Source organism: Flavobacterium phragmitis, from assembly GCF_900112575.1.
GTDB classification, from domain to species: Bacteria; Bacteroidota; Bacteroidia; order Flavobacteriales; family Flavobacteriaceae; genus Flavobacterium; species Flavobacterium phragmitis.
This window is the reverse complement of record NZ_FOMH01000004.1, coordinates 238,058-261,638: the sequence shown is the minus strand read 5'-3', so window position 1 is coordinate 261,638 and position 23,581 is coordinate 238,058. Positions and strand designations below refer to the sequence as shown.

The 23,581-nt window shown below is 35.2% G+C and carries 15 protein-coding genes, 2 tRNA genes and 1 pseudogene; 11 read left to right on the top strand and 7 right to left on the bottom strand.

Translation table 11 applies throughout. From position 1 onward, the window contains the following. The first annotated feature begins 32 nt into the window (after window positions 1–32). Together BM289_RS09330 and BM289_RS09325 are read left to right on the top strand one after the other, a co-directional pair. Complete coding sequence (locus BM289_RS09330) at window positions 33–575, top strand: helix-turn-helix domain-containing protein (protein ID WP_091492679.1); 543 nt, start codon at window positions 33–35, stop codon at window positions 573–575. 89 nt (window positions 576–664) lie between these two features. Beyond that, complete coding sequence (locus BM289_RS09325; RefSeq protein WP_091492677.1) at window positions 665–1,603, top strand: hypothetical protein; 939 nt, start codon at window positions 665–667, stop codon at window positions 1,601–1,603. Window positions 1,604–1,631: 28 nt separating this feature from the next. Here BM289_RS09325 and BM289_RS09320 read toward each other — a convergent pair whose 3' ends face one another. Next, entirely contained in the window at window positions 1,632–1,877 is a 246-nt protein-coding gene (locus tag BM289_RS09320; RefSeq protein ID WP_091492676.1) for a hypothetical protein, read from the bottom strand. A 410-nt stretch (window positions 1,878–2,287) separates the two neighbouring features. Here BM289_RS09320 and BM289_RS09315 point away from each other — a divergent pair, with 410 nt between their 5' ends. From BM289_RS09315 to BM289_RS09300, 4 genes are all read left to right on the top strand, one after another. Further along, window positions 2,288–2,836 (top strand): DUF4494 domain-containing protein, encoded by a 549-nt coding sequence (locus BM289_RS09315; protein ID WP_091492674.1) that lies wholly within the window; start codon window positions 2,288–2,290, stop codon window positions 2,834–2,836. A 258-nt stretch (window positions 2,837–3,094) separates the two neighbouring features. Further along, window positions 3,095–4,606, top strand: a complete 1,512-nt coding sequence (locus BM289_RS09310; protein WP_091492673.1) for a glycosyltransferase family 39 protein — start codon at window positions 3,095–3,097, stop codon at window positions 4,604–4,606. Window positions 4,607–4,609: 3 nt separating this feature from the next. After that, on the top strand, window positions 4,610–5,134 hold the full coding sequence (locus tag BM289_RS09305) for a DUF4269 domain-containing protein (RefSeq protein ID WP_091492672.1): 525 nt from the start codon (window positions 4,610–4,612) through the stop codon (window positions 5,132–5,134). 90 nt (window positions 5,135–5,224) lie between these two features. Beyond that, window positions 5,225–5,297, top strand: a tRNA-Met gene (locus BM289_RS09300). Window positions 5,298–5,502: 205 nt separating this feature from the next. Here the strand turns inward: BM289_RS09300 and BM289_RS25570 are convergent. Next, window positions 5,503–6,050 (bottom strand): annotated as a pseudogene (locus tag BM289_RS25570) (REP-associated tyrosine transposase). 82 nt (window positions 6,051–6,132) lie between these two features. Here BM289_RS25570 and BM289_RS09285 point away from each other — a divergent pair. Continuing rightward, entirely contained in the window at window positions 6,133–6,657 is a 525-nt protein-coding gene (locus tag BM289_RS09285) for a hypothetical protein (protein ID WP_208610244.1), read from the top strand. 63 nt (window positions 6,658–6,720) lie between these two features. Here BM289_RS09285 and BM289_RS09280 read toward each other — a convergent pair whose 3' ends face one another. Genes BM289_RS09280 through BM289_RS09265 form a run of 4 tightly spaced genes read right to left on the bottom strand, consistent with a single transcriptional unit; the run spans window position 6,721 to window position 18,738 of the window. Continuing rightward, window positions 6,721–7,032, bottom strand: coding sequence for a hypothetical protein (locus BM289_RS09280; RefSeq protein ID WP_091492668.1), 312 nt, complete (start codon window positions 7,030–7,032; stop codon window positions 6,721–6,723). Next, window positions 7,032–10,499 carry a DUF6443 domain-containing protein gene (locus BM289_RS09275; RefSeq protein ID WP_091492667.1) on the bottom strand — a complete coding sequence of 1,156 codons (3,468 nt, stop codon included), beginning with the start codon at window positions 10,497–10,499 and terminating at the stop codon, window positions 7,032–7,034. The genes BM289_RS09280 and BM289_RS09275 overlap by 1 nt, the downstream gene beginning before the upstream one ends. Window positions 10,500–10,535: 36 nt before the next feature. Then, a complete protein-coding gene (locus BM289_RS09270; protein ID WP_143102060.1) occupies window positions 10,536–17,111 on the bottom strand; it encodes a DUF5977 domain-containing protein in 6,576 nt (2,191 codons plus the stop codon). 7 nt (window positions 17,112–17,118) lie between these two features. Further along, complete coding sequence (locus tag BM289_RS09265; RefSeq protein ID WP_091492663.1) at window positions 17,119–18,738, bottom strand: T9SS type A sorting domain-containing protein; 1,620 nt, start codon at window positions 18,736–18,738, stop codon at window positions 17,119–17,121. Window positions 18,739–19,490: 752 nt separating this feature from the next. On the opposite strand from BM289_RS09265, the gene BM289_RS09260 reads away from it, so the two are divergent. Both BM289_RS09260 and BM289_RS09255 read left to right on the top strand, forming a co-directional pair. After that, window positions 19,491–20,327, top strand: a complete 837-nt coding sequence (locus BM289_RS09260) for a T9SS sorting signal type C domain-containing protein (protein ID WP_091492662.1) — start codon at window positions 19,491–19,493, stop codon at window positions 20,325–20,327. A 447-nt stretch (window positions 20,328–20,774) separates the two neighbouring features. Continuing rightward, window positions 20,775–20,846 (top strand) — tRNA-Glu (locus tag BM289_RS09255). A gap of 111 nt (window positions 20,847–20,957) precedes the next feature. Here the strand turns inward: BM289_RS09255 and BM289_RS09250 are convergent. Continuing rightward, complete coding sequence (locus BM289_RS09250; protein ID WP_091492660.1) at window positions 20,958–21,263, bottom strand: hypothetical protein; 306 nt, start codon at window positions 21,261–21,263, stop codon at window positions 20,958–20,960. Window positions 21,264–21,765: 502 nt separating this feature from the next. Here BM289_RS09250 and BM289_RS09245 point away from each other — a divergent pair. Together BM289_RS09245 and BM289_RS09240 are read left to right on the top strand one after the other, a co-directional pair. Further along, complete coding sequence (locus BM289_RS09245; protein WP_091492659.1) at window positions 21,766–22,254, top strand: DUF1761 domain-containing protein; 489 nt, start codon at window positions 21,766–21,768, stop codon at window positions 22,252–22,254. Window positions 22,255–22,376: 122 nt separating this feature from the next. Continuing rightward, entirely contained in the window at window positions 22,377–23,522 is a 1,146-nt protein-coding gene (locus BM289_RS09240) for a peptidogalycan biosysnthesis protein (protein WP_091492657.1), read from the top strand. Window positions 23,523–23,581: the final 59 nt, after the last annotated feature.

Genomic DNA, 23,581 nt, shown 5'->3' with positions numbered 1-23,581 from the left:
TATTTTCGTCATCAAACTGCCAATCCTAACAAATGAAGAACAACGTAAAAATTTTGAGAGAAACCCAAAATATGACTCAAAATGAACTGGCCGAAAAATCGGGACTTTCGTTAAGAACAATTCAGAGAATCGAAGCCGGAAGTATTCTAAAAGGATTTACACTCAAAACTCTTGCTCAGTCTCTGGAAACAGAACCAGAAAACCTCATCAAAAATAAAAATGAAAAAAGCGAAGTTGAAAGAGCCAAAATCATCAATCTTTCGGCTTTAACAGGGCTTATTATTCCGTTTGGAAGTATCATTTTTCCTTTAATTTTAACTTATAAAACCAAAGATCATAAAAACCGTGAACTGGGGAAACAGATTATTACCATTCAAATTTTTCTAAGTCTCATCCTTTCCTTTTTATTAATCTTAAGTCCGTTTATTCAAAACGCTTTTTTGATAAAATTCCCTCTTTTTCTTATTCCGTTAAGTACAATTATGGGCTTGAAATTGGTAATTGTTGTTCTGAATGGCATTAGTTTGAATCAAAATCAAACATTAGCTATCAAACTAAAACACAACTTCTTATAACCAAAGTCATAAAACTGACGTAAAAATGTCGTATTGATTTTGCGCGAAAATCGGAAGCTAAATCCGAATGTTGCAAAAAAAAATCAGTTATGAAATTATTGAAGAAAATTACCCTTATTATTTTAACGATTATCGTTTTATCCTTATTGGGAGGATATTTTTATTTCCAAAAGAAATTCACACCAACAGAGAATTATCTGAACGTTTCAGGAATTGCAGAAAACATTCCGATAAAATGGATTTCAAGTAATGAAAATCAGCATGAAGCTTTACTGATTCCGGTACAAATTGACGGAATTGATAAAACCTTTTATATGCAGTTTGATTCCGGTTCGCCCATTACTGTTTTTTATAAAAAATCATTAGAATCAATCTCCAAAAAATTTCCGAATAGAATAAAAACTGACTCTGTAAAAAAACAGATTTCGACAGGTTTTACGATTGGAAATATGAAGATTAATTCGGCTCTTTTTCAGCTTTTAAATTATGGAAGTGTAATCAATTTTGACAATCCAGATGCGGAAAATATCATTGGAACAATTGGAACCGATTTACTGGAAAAACGAATCACGGTTTTAGATTTTAAAAACAATAAATGTTCTTTTCTTGAGCAAATAAAGGAAAAAGATTTTACCGCTTTTGAATTCAAAAAACGCAAAATATTGATTCCTTCAAAAATTGAGAATGAAGATTTAAAACTATTGTATGATACAGGAACAAGCGGTTATGAATTGATTACACAAAAGGAAATCTGGGAAAAATATAAAATCAAAAATAGTCTGATAAAAACCGAGAAAGGAAATTCTTGGGGCAATACACTAGATGTTTATTCCGCTTCTGCGAAAAAGAAAATACAGTTTGGGAATTTGGCCTTAAATCTTTCTGAAGTCACTTATATTGAAGGCACTTCAAATCTTCAGAAATTTCTAATGAAACGTTCCGGAATGCAGGGAATGATTGGCAATAAACTTTTCCTCAATCACAAACTAATTTTGGATTGTAAAAACGAAAAATATAAACTGGAATAAAAGTAGTTTTCTTTCGATAGAATAAAGTTTAAGAGTTGACGTCAATAATACTTTTGACATTTTGAATAAAAGTTTCGGTGTCTTTGATTTCCCTTTTGATAGATAAATGATGATCTTCCAAATTGTATTGATCCAGCATATCTTTTTTGAGATATTTAATCATAGACTCGATACTTCTCGTATCATTTTCACCTTGTCTTTCCAACTCACGCTGTTTGCTTTGCAAGTAATCTAAAGTCTCTTTTAATCTTTGAACGTTTAATTTTCCTGTCATGTAGTATTCTTAAAATTCATAAAAAAATAGTAGCCAGAAATGCGGTAAGATTCAGTATGTTCCAAAAACTAATTATCATTCGAATTTACCTCATTCCCGACCACTATCTCCCACACTTACGTTCAAATTGACCATTTGGTTTTGAGCTAAATTGTTTTTTTTTATCATTTTAAAAAAACAACAATTAAAATACTGACTTACAAATAATTACATCATAATTTATTTTTATCTTTTCTGAAAATTTCAAAAGAATGATAAAGATTACAAAGCTTTTTTGGCGCAAAAAACATAACTTTCAGAATTTCAAAACGTTACCAAAAATGAGCATAAATTGTGAATATCTATTTCGAGATTTACCTATTTATTTTGCAGTATGATTTATCTTTGGCATCCTTAAAATTTAGAAGAAAATGAGCGCAATTTGGTACGAATGCAAAGTAAAATATAGAAAAACAGATGAAACCGGAGGACAAAAAGTTTTAACCGAACCTTATTTGGTCGATGCTTTGTCTTATACAGAAGCAGAAAAAAGAATGACCGAAGAAATGGCCGCTTATACTAGTGAAGAATTTAAAATCACAGCCATTAAAGTAGCCAATTATGCCGAAATTCATCCTTTTGAAAATGCTGACAGATGGTTCAAGTCTAAAATTACATTAATTGCTTATGATGAAGAAAGTGGCAAGGAAAGAAAAACGAGTATGTATATGCTTGTTCAGGCAAACGATGTTCGCGAAGCTTATGATAACACACTTCACATAATGAAAAGTACGATGGGTGAATATTCTATTCCATCTATTTCAGAAACACCAATTATGGATGTTTTCCCTTATTTTAGCGGAGAAGAAGGCGAAACTGAAATGCTGGAAAGATTTAATGCCCTGAAAGCTTCAAAACCAGACAAGCCGGAGGTTGAGATTGTCGACCACATGGAATTTGAAACGGCAACAGAGGAATAAAATTCAACAAAAGCTTCAGAGCAATCTGGAGCTTTTTTGTTTTATATTTAAACACATAGAAATATAGAATTTACTTTACGTTAAATGGCGTTTCACTTGCATAAATGCACATAGCCTAAATGCCGAATAATTTCTTGAAGAAATTCTGCCGGTTTTCAAATAACAAACTCAGATTCAGCCTTTCAATCAAAATAAATTTTATATTCGTGATACCTTTTAACTAAAACCAAACCACTTACACTTAAAACCAAAAACTTCATGAATAAAAAAACACTGATTTTAATTGGGTTTATACTTCTAAAATTTGTTTTACAATATGTCTTAATTAGTCCCGAATATGATTTACAGCGTGACGAATACCTGCATTTGGATCAGGCAAATCATTTGGCTTGGGGCTATTTATCGGTTCCGCCAGTAACTTCCTGGTTTTCGTGTCTCATTTTATTGTTGGGTAATTCGGTTTTTTGGATTAAATTCTTCCCTGCCCTTTTTGGTGCTTTGACGCTTTTGGTTGTCTGGAAAACTATCGAGCTTTTAAAAGGAAATCTTTATGCTCTGATTCTTGGCGCATTGGGCATTGTTTTTTCTTCTTTGTTGCGTCTCAATATGTTGTATCAGCCAAACTCACTTGATGTTTTATGCTGGACTTTATTCTATTATATCCTGATTCAATACATCACTTCAGAAAAAAACAACTGGCTTTATTTAGGCGCTTTTGTTTTTGCATTTGGCTTTCTTAATAAATACAATATCCTGTTTTTACTACTAGGCTTAATTCCTGCTATTATACTTTCGAATCAGAGAAAAATATTAGTTAAAAAAGAACTTTATTTTGCATTGATTATGGGATTTCTTTTTATACTTCCCAATCTTTTATGGCAATATCGAAATCACTTTCCAATTGTGCACCATATGAAAGAATTGGCAGAAACGCAGTTAGTAAATGTAGAACGAGCAGGATTTTTAAAAGAACAGGTTCTATTTTTTATTGGAAGTTTTTTTGTTATTCTGGCTTCTTTGTATGCGTTGTTATTTTACAAACCATTTGAGAAATACAGGCTATTTTTCAGCTCAATCATTTTCACTTTACTTATCTTTTTGTACTTCAAAGCAAAATCATATTATGCTATTGGTTTGTATCCAATATACATTGCATTTGGGTCAGTATTTCTTTCAGACATTTTACAAAACGGATGGAAACGCTTTTTAAAACCTGTATTTATTGCGCTTCCGTTATTGTTTTTTATTCCGATGTATTTCATGGCTTTTCCAAATAGAAGTCCGGAACAATTGGTTGCCGAAAAATTAGAAACACACCGTTGGGAAGATGGAAAAGAACACGACTTATCTCAAGATTTTGCCGATATGCTGGGCTGGAAAGAACTTGCCCGCAAAACCGATTCTATTTATGCTTTGTTTCCGAAGACAGAAAATACTTTAGTGCTTTGCGACAATTACGGTCAGGCGGGAGCAATAAATTATTATACCAAAAAAGGAATTAAAGCCGTTTCTTTCAATGCCGATTACGTGAATTGGTTTGATTTGAATCTCTATTACAAAAACTTAATTCGTGTTAAAGAATTTGAAGAGAACAGTGATGAATTTAAAACAACGAGTCCGTTTTTTGAGAAGGCTTTTATAGGCGGTCAGATTACCAATAAATATGCAAGAGAATACGGAACGACTATTTTTGTTTTTGCAAATGCCAAAGTCAACATCAACAAAAGATTAGAGCAGGAAATTGCCAAAGAAAAAAAATATAAGGATTAAAAAATGACTGATTTCAAGAATATAGAGTACCTAAAAACAGGAAATCAAAAACAACAATTGGCTTTTGAAGTTTTAACGAAACACAAAGTTTTAGAAAAATTGGTTGATTTTGATCCGATTTTAGTCGGCACTATTCCAATAAACATTGACATCAGAAACAGTGATCTGGATATTGTTTGTCATTGGGAAAACAAACTTGATTTTATTGAAAGAGTTAAACAGCATTTTGAGAAAGAAACTCATTTCGGAATCAGAGAACTTGTAATTGATAATCAGGAATCGGTTGTTGCAAACTTCTTTATTGACGTTTTTGAAATAGAAATCTTCGGACAAAACACGCCAACTGAACTTCAAAACGGTTATAGACACATGATTATTGAAGATAAAATCCTACGTTCTAAAGATAAAAACTTCCGACTGGAAATTATCAAACTCAAAGAGAAAGGCATCAAAACAGAACCTGCATTCGGCTTATTACTAGGCTTAAAGGAGAATGTTTACCAAGAATTGCTGGATTTTAAAATCTAGGAAAAACGGTACTCTCAAAAAATATAAAAAATAAAGTACTAAAATTGTTTGCATAACCGTATTTAGTGTGTATCTTTGCACCCGAAACATCGCGGGATAGAGCAGTAGGCAGCTCGTCGGGCTCATAACCCGAAGGTCACAGGTTCGAGTCCTGTTCCCGCTACTAAGGAAAGCTTCAGAGAAATCTGGAGCTTTTTTTGTTTATAACAATTTGTATTAATGAATTTTGTTGTCTTTATTCTGAAAAATTCAAGAAAAACCCCGTGTCTCCGCAAAGTCTTATTCGCAACGTTGCGCAATCCCGAAAGCTTTTGGGACTGACTTTGCCCCCGCTAGCGCGAGCGTCTCGCACGTGAACACAAAAAAAATTAATTCAAATCCATTTCTAAAATAGTGTGATCATTATCGGCGTAATTTCTCGCTGAACTGTATTTCCAGTCTACAGGATTATTTACAAAACCAGTTTCGATAGGATTATTATGAATATAGTTTAACTTTTGTTCAAAAACTTTTAGTGACCAAATTTCGACAGGCTTATTATTTTGCTGCCAAAATTGTCTGAATTTGACATTGCTGTTTTTCTTTCCAGCCTTTTTAAACAGCCAAAGCATCCATTCTTTTCTGCTTTCTTGTGGATTTTATTCAATAGATTTAATCATCTTTCTTGATGTAAAACCTTTAAAGTCTCTTATTAGACCTGATGGATCTCCATCTTCAGATCTAAATATTAAATGAATATGGCTTGGCATAATACAATAACCGTAAATCTCCATTCCTTTGTTTTTTCTGCAGTAATCTAATGATTCTGTAATAGTTCCAAAATATTCTTCTCTTGTAAAACATCTATCCAGTAAACTGTTGCAAAACTTATAAAATAGGCTCCAGATTTTTCTCCAAACTTGTATTTTCTACTCACTGATTTTTTTTAAATAAATATAAGAAATATCTTAAATTAATAATCAGAAAATATTATAAAAATTAAAGCCACTCCGTTCGGAATGGCTTTTTTGTTTTTGATTCTCTTTGTGTTCACGAGCGAGACGCTCGCGCCAGCAGGGGAAAAATTCAGGGTAAACGAAACAAAGAAACAATACGGCAAAAGCCACATTAAAAATGCTTTGAGACAGGCTTTTTTTGATGAAAGAATTACTTCTATCGAGAGATTATCCGAAAGGCTCAAAGATGAAGCCATTCATACTATTTTAAGAAAAAGCAGTGAGGGAAAACTTTATGGAATTACTTTTATAGACTTTAAAACACAGTCAGTTGTCAATGGAAGCAGTCTTGGAAAAGAATTCAGCGCAAAAGGAATTCAGGAAAGCTGTGCAATGAACATTCTTGCACTTGAAAAAAAGTATCAAAACTCAATTTCAACAAATTCAGAAAACTTGCAAGATCTTGAATCAAGAGAGTATGTCAAAGAAAATCTAGCCGATATACTCCTTCGTGGGGAAAAAGTAAATGAATATGTTCCGAAAGAATTTAAACGGAAAAAGAAGAAGAAACTTTATAAAGGGATATAATAAATGATTAAGGGTGCAAAAATGCACCCTTAACTTTGTCTACAATTTTCGTTAGCACGTCCACTATTCAACTTCCTTTATTCTATTCATAAATGGAAATGACTCACTATACTCAATTAGGACAAAATCACCAATCTTATAATTATTATCATAGCTAGGGTTACTATATTCCTTACCATTAATATTAAATTCATAATAAAAATTAGATGCATTTGTTAAATAACCTCTTCTTAAAAAATTCTTCTTATCAATAATTTTTCCTGTTATTGTTTTAGTAGTAACAAAGTTTAATAATGGTCTATAAATTAGTACATTCTTATTTAAAAAAATTAGTACTAAAAAAATCAACAATAAAAGTGTTTTTTTCTTATTCATTAGTTTGTATTTTTTTTAATTGCATCAACAGTATTTTTTGTAAACCCATTTGTCGTATTTTCAACGCTTTTGTTTGTAATATTTTTTACACCGTTTGCTAATTGTTTAGAGATACCTTTAAGATCGGTTTTTTTAGCAACTTCCCTTGCAGTTCTTGAGCTTAACCCTGTAACTTTCTGTACTAAAGCTGACGCTTTATTGGTACTATTCACAGTTACTTTCGATGCTATTTTATCCAATTTGGCGGTTTTGACTATATTCCCTACTTTCTTAGCAGCTGCACCAGCTGCCGCATCTATAAGTGTATTTTTAATCACTTTTCCTGGATTTAATTCGATAGAAGCCCCTGTAGTAGAATTAACTTCAACAAGATTTTTTGCTACCATTACCCCCCCTTTTATAACACCTTTCCTTAAAGCACTCCCTCCTTGTGTTAATGCCCCTTCAGCCGCTGACAAAGCGATTGAAGATAATGAAATATTATCTGTCCATTTATTCTTGATACTTGGATCAAGATAATTTGCCGCTACTTGAGTTCCATAATCAACTGCGGCACCTACAATTGCACCGACTATACAAGTTGGACATCTTCCATCCGGATCATCAAAACTTACAGGATTATTATAACCATATCCATAAGGATTTAAATTATCAGTATTATAAATTCCTCCCCCTACTTCAGCATTATTAATAATGGACATGTAAACTTCATCATCATCATCGGCGTCAACATCATCATAATTATGGGCAAATTTTAGATCATTTAGTAACGGATCTGACTGTATCCATCTACCAATTGCAGGATCATAATTTCTCCATCCATAGTCATACATCCCAAGCCCCAGCTCGTCTTGAAGCTCCTTTCCATTGTACTTATACTTATTCGCTGTCGGTGAATAATCATTATACCCCTTATGTTTCAATCCAAAAGGATAATAATTATTCTCTTCAATAATCTCAAGAACATTCTGCGCATTTCGGGCGTAGCTTAAACGGACATTTCCCAAATGATCTTTGTACTGATACACATACGAAAGAGCATTGTTCTCGTTTTTCACATAACCTTCAGCTGTCGGGAAAAACTCCAAAACGTTGTCCTTATACTGATAACCTCCTAAATAGTTGGTTACTGTGGTTATAGTTCCTTCCGTTACAATTTTCTCAATCTTCTGTCCCGCCGCAGTGTAAATGTACTCAATACTGCCGGCGCTTCCAAATGTTATTTTCTTTGGAAGGTTCAAGTGATTATAAGTGATTTCTGTGATGTTTTTATTTTTGTCGGCAGTCAGGTTTCCGTTATCATCATAACTGTAATCATCGCCTGTTTTGTTGGCATCATTAAATCCGCTTACGTTATTCGAGTTATCTTCCACTTTGGCAAGCTGGTTGGAATTGGCCGGATAGGTATATTCCAGGTCATCAATATCAATAGTTCCAACCTGGGGATCATAATCTCCTTTACGGCTCAGTGTTTTGATGTTTCCGTTTTTGTCGTAGGTCAGGTTTTCATCGTAGGCACTGGTGGTGATGCCGTTTTTTTCGTAAACTGCATTCTTTAGTCTGTTGAGTTTATCATATTTATAACCGTAAGCTCTTTCGTTTAAATCGGAAGCCGTTTTCCAGAAAGTTTCAGCAATATTTCCATTGTAAAGCTCTTTTACATCTGATATCTGGGTTTCTGCAGTATCGTAATTAATCTTAAAAGCAAATAAATCTACCGGATCTGTATCCTGTTCTAAATCGTCTACGTTGTTGATTTCTTTAAGCCAGCCCCTGATATTGTATTTATAATCTACTTTCTGGGCATTACTGCCAACTTTCTTGCTTTCCAACTGTCCTAAAGCATCGTATTTGTTTTCAGCAAGCAGTTCCATAGCGCCACCGTTTATCTGGTGCGTATGCGTCAGCAGACGATCCTGTGCCGAATAGGTGAATTCCTCCCTTACCGTTGTTTCCGCGATGCCCGATGTGCGTTTGTGTTTGGTAATGGTGTAAAGCGTTTTGCCGGTAAAGTCAAGCCTGCTTTCGCTAGAAGTATAACCTCCAAGATAATTGAGCAGATAGTTTTTTATCGGTCTTGCCTTATCGTCATAAAATATGGTGCTGGTTTCTCCGGCTGTGGAGGATGCCGTGCTCAAAGCTCTTGTCCAGCTTCCCGTTGCCATGCCTTTTACATTCTGAAGAACCGTCTGATTTTCAACAGAAGAAAGAATTGTCTGTGCATTTGGAAACGCGTAATTATCGTAATAATTAACCGTCAGCAGTTTAAATTCAGTCGGGGCTGTAAGATTACTGTAATACGCTTCGATTCCGTCAATGGTGCCTGATGACTGTTTGGTTTCAAACAAAACAGAAGCATTGTTCTGGTCATTCTGTAGTGAAGTCCGCACTGCCGAGTTACAGGTCTGGTTTTTCCATCCTGTATAAATTGATCTTCCAAGAGCATCATATTTAGTAATAATCCATCCTATTGTACTCTCTCCCTTAAAAGGCGATACAGCAGGACCTGTTGCAACAGGCCTGTCCAGTTTATCATACACAATAAACTCCCACTGTTTCCCAGGAAGTTTTTTCTCTGCAAGACGATTTCTGCCGTCGTATTTGTACTGGTAGCATAAACCGTTTAAAACATCCATATCGATTGTTCCATCTGCCTTGGGCGGAATCACATAAGCAAGATTGCCGTAATCATCATACACATAATAGGTATCATGTTTGTCTCCGTTATCGTAGGTTCTCTTTAATACAACCTGTCCTTCTTTGTTTTTAAATTCAACTGTCGACCCAGAGCCTTCTGCCAGGCTTGCCGTCGTATTTTCATCATACGTAACCGTTTTATACAGCTGGTTTTCTGCATAATGCCCCGCATCTGAAAATGAGACCCCGTACAGCTGGTAATCGTCACTCCATGATGCTGTGCCCTTGAAAAGCCTTACCTCGTCATTTTCAGTATTGGTCAGGTATTCCATTTTTATTTCATGCCCGCCGCCCATTTCCCATGAGGTTCCGGGAGCCGCCTGTTTCAGCAACCTGTTTAAAGGCGAATTTTCCAGCTTTTTTTCTGAAAAAGAATTCGAGCCGTTATTATAAAAACCGTTGTAAAATGTGCCTGATGCACTGACAGCAGTACTGCCGTCAATTCTCGGATAATCATTACTTCCGTTTGAAACAGGATAAGGCAGATATTCCTTAACCTGTCTTCCAAAAGCATCATAAACCACGGGCGTAACCATATCTTCGCCATTACCGCCCTGTCCCATTGCAATAGTCTGCACAGGACGGCCGAGTCCGTCAACATATTGAACCGTCTGGCTCTTCTCGTCTTTTGTCAATGAATTCAAATCCGCTGACTGAACCGCTTTTTTAGGAGCCAGTGTATAAATGAAATTGTCATCACTGAAAACCTGAGACTCTGCTGTCACCGTTTTCAGCAGAATCAAGAGTGATATGTATATATATTTTTTCATAGAAATACTTAATATTTTAAAATCAGATGACAGTAATTAATTTTTAATCAAGCTTAACAGCTGCACATCTAAAAGCTCTTCCATACTGACAGTTCTGTAGCCAGCAGTTAGAGATGTCTGGCCTGCCGGCAATACTATTGTTCTGTCCAATGTTTTAAGCACGAAAGAGAAATTATAATAACGAATCCTTAAGTTGAAGGTGGCGCCATTGTGATTTGGTGAAGAACTGGTAACGGTAACCGATACGTCTTCTGGAGAAGTTACTCCATAAGTATAGTCAAATGTTACTCCCTGACAAGTACCGTTTGCATTAGCATAAGCCTGTCCATCTGCATTCAATTTTGCCATCCCAAGATTATCTGCCTCGGCCTGAGAGTTGTATGAAATCGAAGCACCTGCTGGCTGGCTGTAATTAACAACAGATCCTGTAAAACCGCTGCCACAGTTGTTCTTGGTAAAATTACCGCTCATAGCCACACTGCTGTATGTACAGATTGAGTTTTCATTTACATAGGCCTGACCATCCGTATTAAACTTAGTCAAAGCAAGAGAATCTGCATGAGCCTGTGACTGTGTAGAAGTTACAGCTCCCGCCGGCAACACAAAAACCAAGGTATAACCAACCCCTCCAGGTCCGCAGTTATTTTTAGTAAATGTTCCGCTTATAGCCGCACTGCTGAAAGTACAATATCCATTTGCATTAGCATATACCTGACCGTCTATATTAAGATTTGCAAGTGCTATCGCATCTGCATCAGACTGGGAAACAGTAGATATATAAGCGCCTTCATTTTTTGTGTATGAAGTTACAGAACCTGATCCTCCAGGCGGACAGTCATTTTTGGTAAACGAAGCACTTTGTATATTACTCTCATAAGTACAGTATCCGTTGGCATTAACATAAGCCTGACCATCTATATTGAACTTCGAAAGCCCTTGCGCATCTGCATCTGCCTGAGAAACCTGAGAGGTTACTGTTCCTGCATTCTGTGTATAAACAAGACTTTTACCAGTTCCTCCGTAGGTACAATTATTCTTAACGAATGAACCGCTTTGGGTTGCACTGTAAAAAGTACAGGCACCGTTTGCATTGGCATAAGCCTGCCCATCTGAATTAAATTTTGCAATACCTAATGCATCAGCATCTGACTGCGAAATATTTGAAACCGACACACCAGCATTCTGACTGTATGAAACACTTGACCCACTGCCGCCTGGCGGGCAGTTATTTTTAACAAATGAACCGCTTTGTGCCGCACTGTAATACGTACAATATCCATTGGCATTAGCATAAGCCTGTCCATCAGCATTAAATTTATTAAGTCCTAAGGTTTCAGCATCAGCCTGAGAAATAGTAGAGGTTACAGCTCCATATGCCTGACTGTATGAAACAGCAGAACCTGTTCCTCCAGCTGCACAATTATTTTTGGTAAACGAAGCATTCCGAGCACTGCTGTAATACGTACAATATCCATTGGCATTGGTGTAAGCCTGTCCATCTGAAATAAATTTTGAGTATCCTAGAGCATCTGCATCAGCCTGAGAAACTTGAGAACTTACTATGCCCGCATTTTGAGTATAATAGAGACTTGAACCGCTTCCTCCTGCTGAACAGTTGTTTTTAGTAAACCATCCGCTTTGTGCCGCGCTGTAAAAAGTACAGGAGCCATTTGCATTGGCATATGCTTGACCGTCAGAATTAAATTTTGCAATACCTAATGCATCAGCATCTGACTGTGAAATATTTGAAACTGAAACACCCGTATTCTGACTGTATGAAACGCTTGATCCGCTACCGCCTGGCGGACAGTTATTCTTAACAAATGAACCACTTTGCGCAACGCTGTAATACGTACAATATCCATTTGTATTGGCATAAGTTTGTCCATCAGCATTAAATTTATTCAGTCCTAACGTTTCAGCATCAGCCTGAGAAATAGTAGAGGTTACAACTCCATATGCCTGACTGTATGAAACTGAAGAACCTGTTCCTCCGGCAGCACAATTATTTTTTGTAAACGAAGCATTTCTTGCACTGCTATAATAGGTACAGTATCCATTTGCATTAGCATAAGCCTGGCCGTCTGAATTGAATTTTGAAAAGCCCTGAGCATCTGCATCAGCCTGGGAAATATTTGAAGCCACCGCTCCATATCCCTGGCTGTATAAAACAGACGAACCTATCCCTCCAGCGGAACAGTCGTTTTTGGTAAATGAAGCACTTTGTGCGCTGCTGTAATACGTACAGTATCCATTCGCATTGACGTATGCCTGACCGTCTGAAATGAATTTTGAATATCCTAAAGCATCAGCATCCGCCTGAGAAATCTGCGAACTCACTATTGATGCATTTTGAGTATAATATACATTTGACCCATATCCTCCAGATGAGCAGTTGTTTTTAGTAAACCAACCACTTTGGGCCTTACTGTAAAAAGTACAAGAACCATTGGCATTAGCATAAGCCTGACCATTGTTGTTTACATCCTGATCTGCCAATGCATCTGCAGCCGCCTGAGATTCTGTAGAAGTATACTGTCCGGCAGGAACTGTATAAGTTTTTTCACCGCCTGTTCCGCCTGCCTCACAATTATTTCTTGTAAACAAGCCGCTTCTTGAAGCGCTTGAAAATGTACATTTTGCATTAGAATTAACATAATTCTGGCCGTTTACATTTATGTCCTGATCTGCCAGTGCATCTGCAACAACCTGGGATTCTGTAGAAGTGTATGTACCGGCTGGAACGGTATATACTATTGTTTCTGGCGTTCCTCCTGCTGCACAGTTATTTCGCGTGAATGATACACTCTTTGCAGTGTTGCCGTAAATACATTCTGCAATATTACTTTCATTAGCATATGCCTGTCCATTCGCATTCACATCTGCCTGAGCCATATTGTCTGCTTCGGCCTGTGAATCATACGAAATATATTTACCCGCTTCTACTGTATAAATTACTGCTGTAGATGTTCCTCCAGCTCCACAGTTGTTTCTTGTAAATGAACCGCTTTTTAACGTATTGCTGTAAGTTAATTTTGCTGTTGTTGAACTTTGATTCGAGCAGTCTATAACCTGTCCTTTGTAATTATAACAAAACGACTTTACAACATTCAGATCATGGTCTTTGATAAACTTTAATCTGTTGAAAGCATCATACTCATAATAGGAATTACGGCAGTTAGGACTGGTTATTTTAACCAGCATATTGGTAAACGGATCATAATTATAAACAGTAACCAAAGATTCCGTATAAGAATTTATAAATGTACAGGGATCCGAAGTTATCGCTGTTGTATTAGGATCCAGTGAGCCAGTAAAGTTTTCAAATTTAGCAATCACCTGATTATTGGCATTGTATAAATATTTAATTTTTGAACCGTCCTTGTAGGAAACCAAAGTTGGTTTTCCCTTGGCATCATACTCCTCAAAAACAATACGGTCTTCTAAAACCTGATCACCTTTAGCAGTTTTTATCAACTCCTGAACAACATGCCCGTTCGTATCCTGAAAAGTTGTCAATTGTGTTGACAATAACCCCGCGCTTCCCTCATACTGCTTTACCTGAATCGGCGAGGCAATAATATTCTGCGATATCATTTTCTGATAGGCTGCAGATTGAGAATTGGTTAATCCAGTTAAACTGCTGTATTGATTTGCATATAAATTACGAATAATCTTGTTTGTACCTTCACTCGTAGAAGCCGTCACTTTATTTGGCAGACCGCGGAGCGTATTGTATTCATAGTCCTGTGTCGTAATTATTTTTTTAAATGATGACTCTACAGCCGATTGATCTACTCTGGTTTCTTCTGACAAACCTTCTGATAATAAGTCCGGTGATATCAAAAGAGACGAATAGTTGTCATATACTTTTACATAACTGCTTAGTGGTACAGGATCAATATAGTCTACTGTAGTAATGTTTTTTAAGTTAAAATTATAAACATTCGTATAATAATATCCAAAATAACAGGCAGCCAATGAACTATAAAAAGGCGGTGTCATATCTGGACTACACGAATTTCTTTCTGCCATGTCATCAACCATAACCCGGCCAACAAAATTTGTAACCTTCTTATCTAATTTTTCATTTAAATTGTAATTTGTAATCTGTTCTTTGATTTTAAACAAGGAACTATTTTTATTTACATAAGTCCTTTCGCTGACCAACTTCCCATTAAAAACCAAATGATTGGTTTTCTCATTAGTTTTAAAATTTTTTCTAATTATGTTTGCACTTTGGGGAATTCCAGACTCTGGTGGAGCTCCACAGTAAATTCCTCCTAAAGCTCTAAAGCACCCATCATTTATATTTATTATTTTTTTAGTAAACGAAAATCCATCTTCAACATTTAAAAAAGTTTTTTCTATTCCTCCATTCTCAAAATTATCTCCGCCATAGCTGATGGAAACAACCGGAAATTTTTCAGGGCTCTCTTTTCGTTTCCCCGTTCTGGTCGCAATTTCAGATGAAAATGACGCGGATACCGTAAATGATGTTCCACCATTTCCTACCGGTTCTGCACCTCCTTTTACCAATGAAACGCTTGGATAATATTCAAAATCAGGAAATGTTGAAACATCATTATATCCTCCATTAATAGTTCCATAATAATATCTTTTAGAGTCAGTCTGAGCTCCTGATTCATTATAATTTATGTCTCTTTTAAGCCTTACACCTGCCCCTTCTACTAATGTGTTATTTCCAGCAACAGTAAAGTCAACTGTACATTGTATTGCCTGATAATCGCTAGGGGTTGTATAGTTGTCCTTGAATCGTAATTTAAAAGTGTAATTATGTCCTACTGCAAATGTGTATTCATAAAAATCAGGATATCCAATTAAAGGATAAACTTTTGTAAAATTTGTAACCTGCCCAGTAGTGACATCTGTAACAATGAACTCTACCCCTTTGCCTGCCATCGTAGAAGTGTTGGAATGCTCAGAAACTTTAAGATTTAATTTAAACTGAATAGTCTGATTTGTCGTTATCGTTGGAAAATCGATATATCCTTCAGATAAATTATTATATCCGGGAAGCGTCATTTCATAAGGATATTCGAAAATATTTTGAATGTAACTGCTAATCTGAAGCCCATACGTAATATCACTTTCCTTTCTGGCTTGTATTGGCTCATACTCAAACTTGGAATACCCCTTCGTAGGATAGATGATTTTTGTCAGACTCCCTTTTTTTGCATGACCAAAAGAAGGTGTCAGATCGGCAAAATTTTCTGGCTGGTTAAAAGTATAAAGAGAGCTTGGTAAAGGGATCAATGATGTATTTAAATTTTTTCCGTTAAAATATCCCACAGCATCTCGCGCATTGGACATTCTGTCCGGCAGACCAAACGGATCATCATATTCAAAAACATATTTTTCATATTTGTCTCCAACAGGATCAAGTTCTTTGTTTATTTCCAATTCCATCAAGAAAAAACGAGACGCTTTCAAAAAATCAGTTTCTTTGTCTGGAGCCGTTTTAGCTTCATGTTTAAAATTGATTTTTTTTACTAACCTGTTAGGGAAATTTGTCCTTGTTACAATAATAGAATTTAAAACACTGGTAAAATTATAGTTATTGTAATCTGTCCTGACAAACGAAACTTCAAAGTCGTTATCCAAACTTTTGATTTTTTTCAGTCTTTTGGGACTTAATATTTTAGTGGTAAATTTTCTTTCTACAAAAGGAGTCACATAAAGCAGCGTTGTACCAAAATTATTTGAATAATAATGGGTATTCATGTCATAGCTTTTGCTTAAATGCTGTGCTTTTGGAACCATGTTGTCATACTCCAAAATAATTGTTCCATTTACGGGATGAACAACCTTATACAGAAAAAATGAAGTAACACCATCTGAATTTATGGAATGAGCACCTGAAACCACCATCGTCGATTCGGTTTCATTTCCTCCAAAATAATATTTAATCCCGTCGGGTGTCGTTATGGTAAATGCTTTGTTATTAACGAGATTTGCTGCACTGTTTCCTCCTGTAATTTCTATTTTCAACTCGTTTTCATTTTCAATATATACAGGATTAAAATTTACATCTAAATAAAAACTTCCTGAATATCCCATAAAATTGAAATTGAAAATATCAACCTCAGTATTGTAAGCAGCGTCATTTCTGGCCATACTCCAATAAAACTGAGAATTAGGCTGACATAAATCATTTGCATTATTTTTCAGGTTGTTTTCATCTATGAAATTTCTATTGTAATTTACTTCATCGAGACCATCTCTAATTTCTCTGGTAATTACACCTCCCACACTTAGGTTCCAGTTCATTCCTGCCCAGGTTGAAATATCTTCTACCTTAACACCTGCACCAGAATAATTCAAAGTAATTGGCATTTTTAACATTCCTGCCGTATATTCATATAAAGGAATTGAGGCACTTAGTTTTCCTGAATATTCGTTTATGCCGTTTTTACCGTATTGGGCAAACATAAAGGATTCGGGCGAAGGCGGATTTATATTGGGCAGCTGGGGTTTTGTATCTTCCTGAGAATATATTACAGTTGTGAGCAGTAAGAATATCAGGCTTATTTTTATCTTTATTTTATGATGCATTATGCTTTTGGTAAGAGTTAAGAAAGTTTTAATCATTCTTTTTTTATTTAATCATTTTAATAACTTTCACAGATTCCGTTTTTACATCAGTCTGAATCTTTATGATGTAGACGCCTTCGGGATAATAAGTCATATCAACAGGCACAGTCCTACTGGAAATATCGAACCTTTGGAGTGTTCTTCCTAAGATATCTATAACAGAAGCAGTTCCTTTATTAAAATCGTAGCCGATAATAACATTAGTATAAGTTGAAACAGGATTTGGAATAGCTTCAATACTAGCTTTTACTTTTTCGACTTTGGCTTTATCTTTCAGTTTTACCACCCAGAAATCATTAGCCCCGATACTGGAATTTTTATCTTTCGAAGATCCGTTGGAAGTTCCGGCCATCAGATAACCTCCGTCTCTGGTTTCAACCAGCTTCCGCAGAATATCCTCGCCTCCGCTTCCAACTGTTTTACTCCAGACTTCCTCTCCCTGATCATTGATTTTTAAAGCGATATAATCATTAATTCCATCTTTTTCTTTTACCAGCGCACCGGCCGCTTTTGAAGCCAGGCCTCCGCCCGATTTAGGTCCTGAATTTCGTGCATGACCACCGATTAAATAAGTCTGGTCATTGTTTTCAACCAACGAAGTGAGGATATCAACTTTTCCGTAATCGAATGTTTTGCTCCAGATTACACCGCCTTCTTCATCCAGTCTTAAAACCCAGTAATCTGTTCCATTCCCCACAATGCCTCCCTGAGAAGTTAATGTATTCGAACTGTTTGAGTTTCCTCCCACAATATAACCGCCCTCTTTAGTCTGGTGGATCACATAAGGCTGGTCATCGCCGTCACCACCGTATGTTTTCTGCCACTGAATTTGTCCAGTATCATTTATCTTCACAATCCAGTAATCACCTACTCCCTTATTTGCTTCTGTTTTATCGCCGGATACCGGAGAATTGGAATAACCTGCCAATATGTAGCCGTTATCGGCAGTCTGCTCCATGCTTCGCAGTAAATCAGAATATTTACCGCCATAAGTTTTCTGCCATTCAATAACTCCCTGCTGATTTAACTTGATAATCCAGTAATCCATATTTCCCCTGCTTTTTTCAGATTTAGCATAAGGATCCGAAACAAAAGATTTTTCGTCAAATTTGGAACTGGTTACAGACTGGGGGCTGGAGCTTGAAGAACCTCCTAAAATATAACCGCCGTCTTTGGTCTGGAATGCGCAGAGCAGTTCTTCCTGTCCGCTGCCGCCAATGGTTCTCTGCCACTGCTCTCCGCCTGCAGCATCAAGTTTTATAATCCAGAAATCCGAGAGTCCTTTGCAGTTTTCTTTTTTCTGAAAACTTTTTGCAGAACTTGAAGTTCCTGCAAGGAGAAATCCGCCGTCCCTGGTATTCTTAATGCTGTGAAGAAGATCAAAACCGGAGCCGCCGAAGCTTTTCTGCCAGTCCAGATCTCCGTTTTCTTTCATTTTCCAGATCCAGAAATCCAAATCGCCGTGATTTTCCTGGTCTTTATTTCCTGTCTTGTCAGAAAGAGAACTTCCTGCCAGTATAAATCCGTAATCTGCCGTCGGCTGTGCATCAAAAAGGTAATCGGCATGTGTTCCACCATAGGATTTCTCCCAGAGAATATCTTGGGAATAATTGAAATAGGGCACTAAAAAAGGAGCAGTAAGTAGAGTTTCCGCATAAGCATCTTTATAAAATAAATAATTATGCGCGAATATAATTTAACCCTATTTAAGTTCTTTACGTGATTCCGTAAAGCTTTATTTTTTTGTATCTTACTGTTAAGCCACCAATACAAATCCTCAACACAAGACACAGACGCTTTTAAACAAATAATTTAAAAACTTTCACCTCATAAATTTCCTTACTTGAAAACAAACCTCATTTTCCAATTTCAAGTTGATTTTTGAAAAAAGAAAAAACGTAAAAATCACGAAACTGTCCAAAATCAAAGACAACTTCAACTGTTTCTTTATAACATAACTGCAAAACATGGGTATAAAATAGAACTTGTAGGAATTAAACATAACCATCAAGACATTATATTCCAAAATAGCATTTTTAAGGTAATAAAAGCTTTTTTTGCATTTTTTGATTTGTGAACAAATTCGGATCTTTATGTAATATACAATCGATAAACGACTAAAAAAACCGATGTAATACACAAAAACTAGACTCAACTTTGTTTTTTACAGTACATCTTTTTTTTATTAGCGAATCAGAATAAATTTTAAAAATTATCCATATAGAGAAAAAACTACGCTTCAATTTAATTTTTTTTAAGTTTCAGTATCGACCAACCATCGATTCTGTTTGTGTTTTTTCTGTGGAGGATAATATAGAATTTACTGAAAGTGGGTATCGAAAAAGCCTTTTTATTATTTTTTTACATTATCAGATTATGAAAAAACTTTACTCATCCTATGCGCCTTTTTTTGCATTACAGCTTTTCCTTTTATTATATCCTATGACCGCTCAATATGCAGCTGTCCCTTCGGAGCGTTCCTTCAAGAATTTAAAAACCTTATACTTTCCCAGTTCAAGCAATAAAGCTCAAATAGAGAGACATCGCGTGTGGCTTAATTTAACCAATGAAGACGGTATTTTCAAACAGCTTTTAATTGGTTATATAACGGGAGCTACCAATGGCTGGGATGTTAATTTTGACTCGTTATCTATGGACGCTTATTTACCCGCAGATTTTTACAGCATTAACGAAAACAAAAAATTAGTCATTCAGGGACGTGCTCTGCCATTGCAGCAAACAGACATAATTACGCTTGGATACAGATCATCAATTACAGGAAATCTTAAAATATCGATTGATCGTGCTGATGGAGATTTAACCAATATGAATATCTACATATTAGATAAGGAGACGGGCACAATCCATAATCTAAGAAACGGCGGCTACACCTTTTCTACACAGAAAGGAAGATTCGATAATCGTTTTGAAATACGATATCAAGAAAACAAGAATTTAGGACTGGATGAACCTGGCACTATAACCCAAGAATTAACCGTGGTTTCAAGAAACAACATCATCACCATAAACTCTCGTGATGCCCTCTTAAAAGAGGTTTCTGTTTTTGACATCACTGGAAAACTACTTCACAGCAGTCAAAAAATAGATGCATCCAACTTAGAGATCAACAACATTCAAGCTGAAGCTCAAATACTACTCGTTAAAACAATATTAGAAAATGGAAAAACCATAACGAAAAAGGTCATTTTTTAATCATTCAGTCAAATAAAATAACATCAAAGCCTGCAGAAACATTCAACATTCTGCAGGCTTTTTTTACAGTATTAGATTTTTGATTCTGCCATTTCTACTTCATTTTTCATCAAAGATTTGAAAAATTACCAATAAAATCACTTACTAAGATTTGTACTGGAATTTTCAAAAAACAAAAGCAAAAGAATATTCTTTCAAAAGCAATAATATTCTTTAAAATTTAAAATTTCAGAAAAAAATTTAATCTCAATAAAAATTCTCGTTCTCACTACATAAACATTGAAGAAGCAATTACAAATCAAATAAATACATTTTATCTAACTATTTTCATTTGTAAATTGACAGCTTTAAAAAAGATATTTTAGAAATAGCAAAAGAAAGTTTTTTTCAAAAGCCTATTGTATAATTCAAAATTAGTTCTAATTTTGCACCCGCAATAGCAAAGCAGGTCCGTTCGTCTATCGGTTAGGACGCCAGGTTTTCATCCTGGTAAGGGGGGTTCGATTCCCCCACGGACTACTTAACAAAACAAAAGCTTCAGAGAAATCTGGAGCTTTTTTATTTTCAATAAGCCCATAAAAAAAGACCATCTTTCCAAATGGTCTTTTTTCTTCTTATTTTGAGAAAAATTTATGCTCTAAACAAAGCATATTTATTGTAGTTGTACAACACTTTATCATAAGGAACAAAAAGCGAAACAATCTTCTCTGTTGACTCGTCAAATTGGATTCCGTTATGTTTTCTGAACAAATAGATTTCTTTTAAACAATTTGAAAGACTCTGGTGAATCTCGCTTGTAAAAGTCGGAAGTTTTTTGTCGCCTACCAAAAGATCGATTTGGTAATTTGAACTACTTTTTGATAAGTTATTTCCAATAATTCTAATGGTAAAAGTGGTCTTTTTTCCGTATTGCTCACCTTGATATTGCAGTGTCATAATTTCTGTTTATTAAAATTAGTAATAGCGTGGTTAATACAAACCTTGCTTCTTTGGGTACTTGTATTAAAGTTATAAAATTTTAGACAAACATAAAAAATTCCTTTCTAAATTAAATGTTATTTTTTCAAAGAACCTCTTGTGCTTAAAAAACAAAAAACCGTAACGAGTTACGGTTTCAGCAATTAACTAAATATATTTAATCAACTTTTTTAACGAGTGTAAAATTCATTCATAAGCACGATTAATTTTTCGTAAACATTGTAATTTATTTTTTGGTTTTTGGTTAGAAAAAGAGCTTTTTCATTCTTGTTTAGTATTGCAAGATTTTAGCTCTTAATTTATTTTACGAATTTATATATTTCATAGATAATATTCGCATAATATCGACAAACTGTTAATAAAATTATTATTAACAAGATTTATAGCACTTTACAAAAATCTAAAATGAGTATTTGTTTTTTGACTACATTTGACTAACTAATTCTAAAAACCTCATATTATGAAAATTAACTTCGTCGCATTGCTTATCTCTGCAATTGTCACACTCGTTGTCGGTTTTATCTGGTACAGCCCAAAAGTGTTCGGAACCATCTGGATGAAAGAAAACAACCTCACACAAGAAGAACTTCGAAAAGGAAATATGCTTAAAATTTTCGGACTAACGTACATTTTTTCGTTAATGATTACCATGACTTTAATGTCGCTTACAATTCATCAGTCTGGAGCAATCGGAATGGTTGGAGGCCCGCCGTTGATAGACAGTGCTAAACCTTCTTTCGCTGCTTTTATGGCTGATTACGGAATGGCTTACAGAACTTTTAAACATGGAGCATTACACGGATTTATGTCTGGTTTATTTTTCGCATTTCCGTTAATTGGAATTAATGGTTTATTTGAAAGAAAATCTTGGAAATATATTTTTATCCATACCGGATACTGGTTAATTACGCTGACTTTGATGGGTGGTATTGTCTGCGGTTTTGCATAATTAAGACAGAATATCAAAAACCCGTTTGAGACCAAAACTCAAATGGGTTTTTCTTAATAATAACTTAAAGAAATTCAGTTATTCCAAATATTATCTAATTTTGACGAAATTAGTTCACACTCTTGAATACAACTTATTCTTTCCAGATTTACAAAAGCGCTTCATTATTACCATTAGAATGGAATTCGCTGGCTGTTGACAATATCTTTTTAACTCGCGAATATCTGGAAGTTCTGGAAAATTCTTCTCCAGTAAACATGACTTGTCATTTTATCGGTCTTTTTGAAGATGAAAAACTTGTCGGCATCGTTTTAACGCAATTTCTATTTGCCGAAAAACTGGAATCATTCGGAGAGCGAGACAAATGCCTCAAAACTTCGGTTAGAAATTTTGCACTTAAAAACTTTGCTTCACACGTTTTATTCGTCGGTAACAATATGCTGACTGGACAAAATGCTTTTGTATTTGATAAAAAAATTAAAGAATCAAAAGGGATTAAAACGCTTCACAAAGCCATAAACCAGCTTAAAAAAGATTTAAAAGAAAGCGGAAAAAAAGTCCACATTACAAGCGTAAAAGATTTTACTGCTGAAGAAATAAAACCACTGCAAGCCGAGTTTAAAAACAATTATACGTTTTCGACTCAGCCTAATATGGTTTTTGAAATAAAGGAAAATTGGAAAAGTGAACAGGATTATATCGAAGCTTTGTCAAAAAAATACAGAGATCAATATAAAAGAGCGCGAAAGAAATCTGAAGGAATCATCAAACAGCAAATGTCATTAACCGACATTAGACAATATGAAGATGTTATTTACGATTTGTACTTTCATGTCGCTAAAAATGCTCCGTTTAACACCTTTTTCTTGGCACGAAATCATTTTAGTTTCTTCAAAGAAATCATGGGAGATAAGTTTTTATTGTATGGTTATTTCATAAATGAAAAACTTATTGGATTCAATACACTCATCAAAAACGGCGATACCATGGATACTTATTTTCTGGGTTACGACGAAAGTATTCAACGCGAGAAAATGCTGTATTTAAACATGCTCTACGACATGATTGCTTATTCTATTAAAAAAGGATTTAAAGAAATTGTATTTGCCAGAACCGCACTCGAAATAAAAAGTTCTGTCGGCGCAAAACCTGTCAAAATGTATGGCTTAATTACGCATAGCAATGCTTTAATCAACCATAACATTTCGAGGTTTTTTAATTATCTGGAACCAAAAACAGAATGGCAGGAACGAAATCCGTTTAAATAAGATTTTTCAATTTCAATGACTATGGCAATTTCAATGACAATGACGATGACAATTTCAAC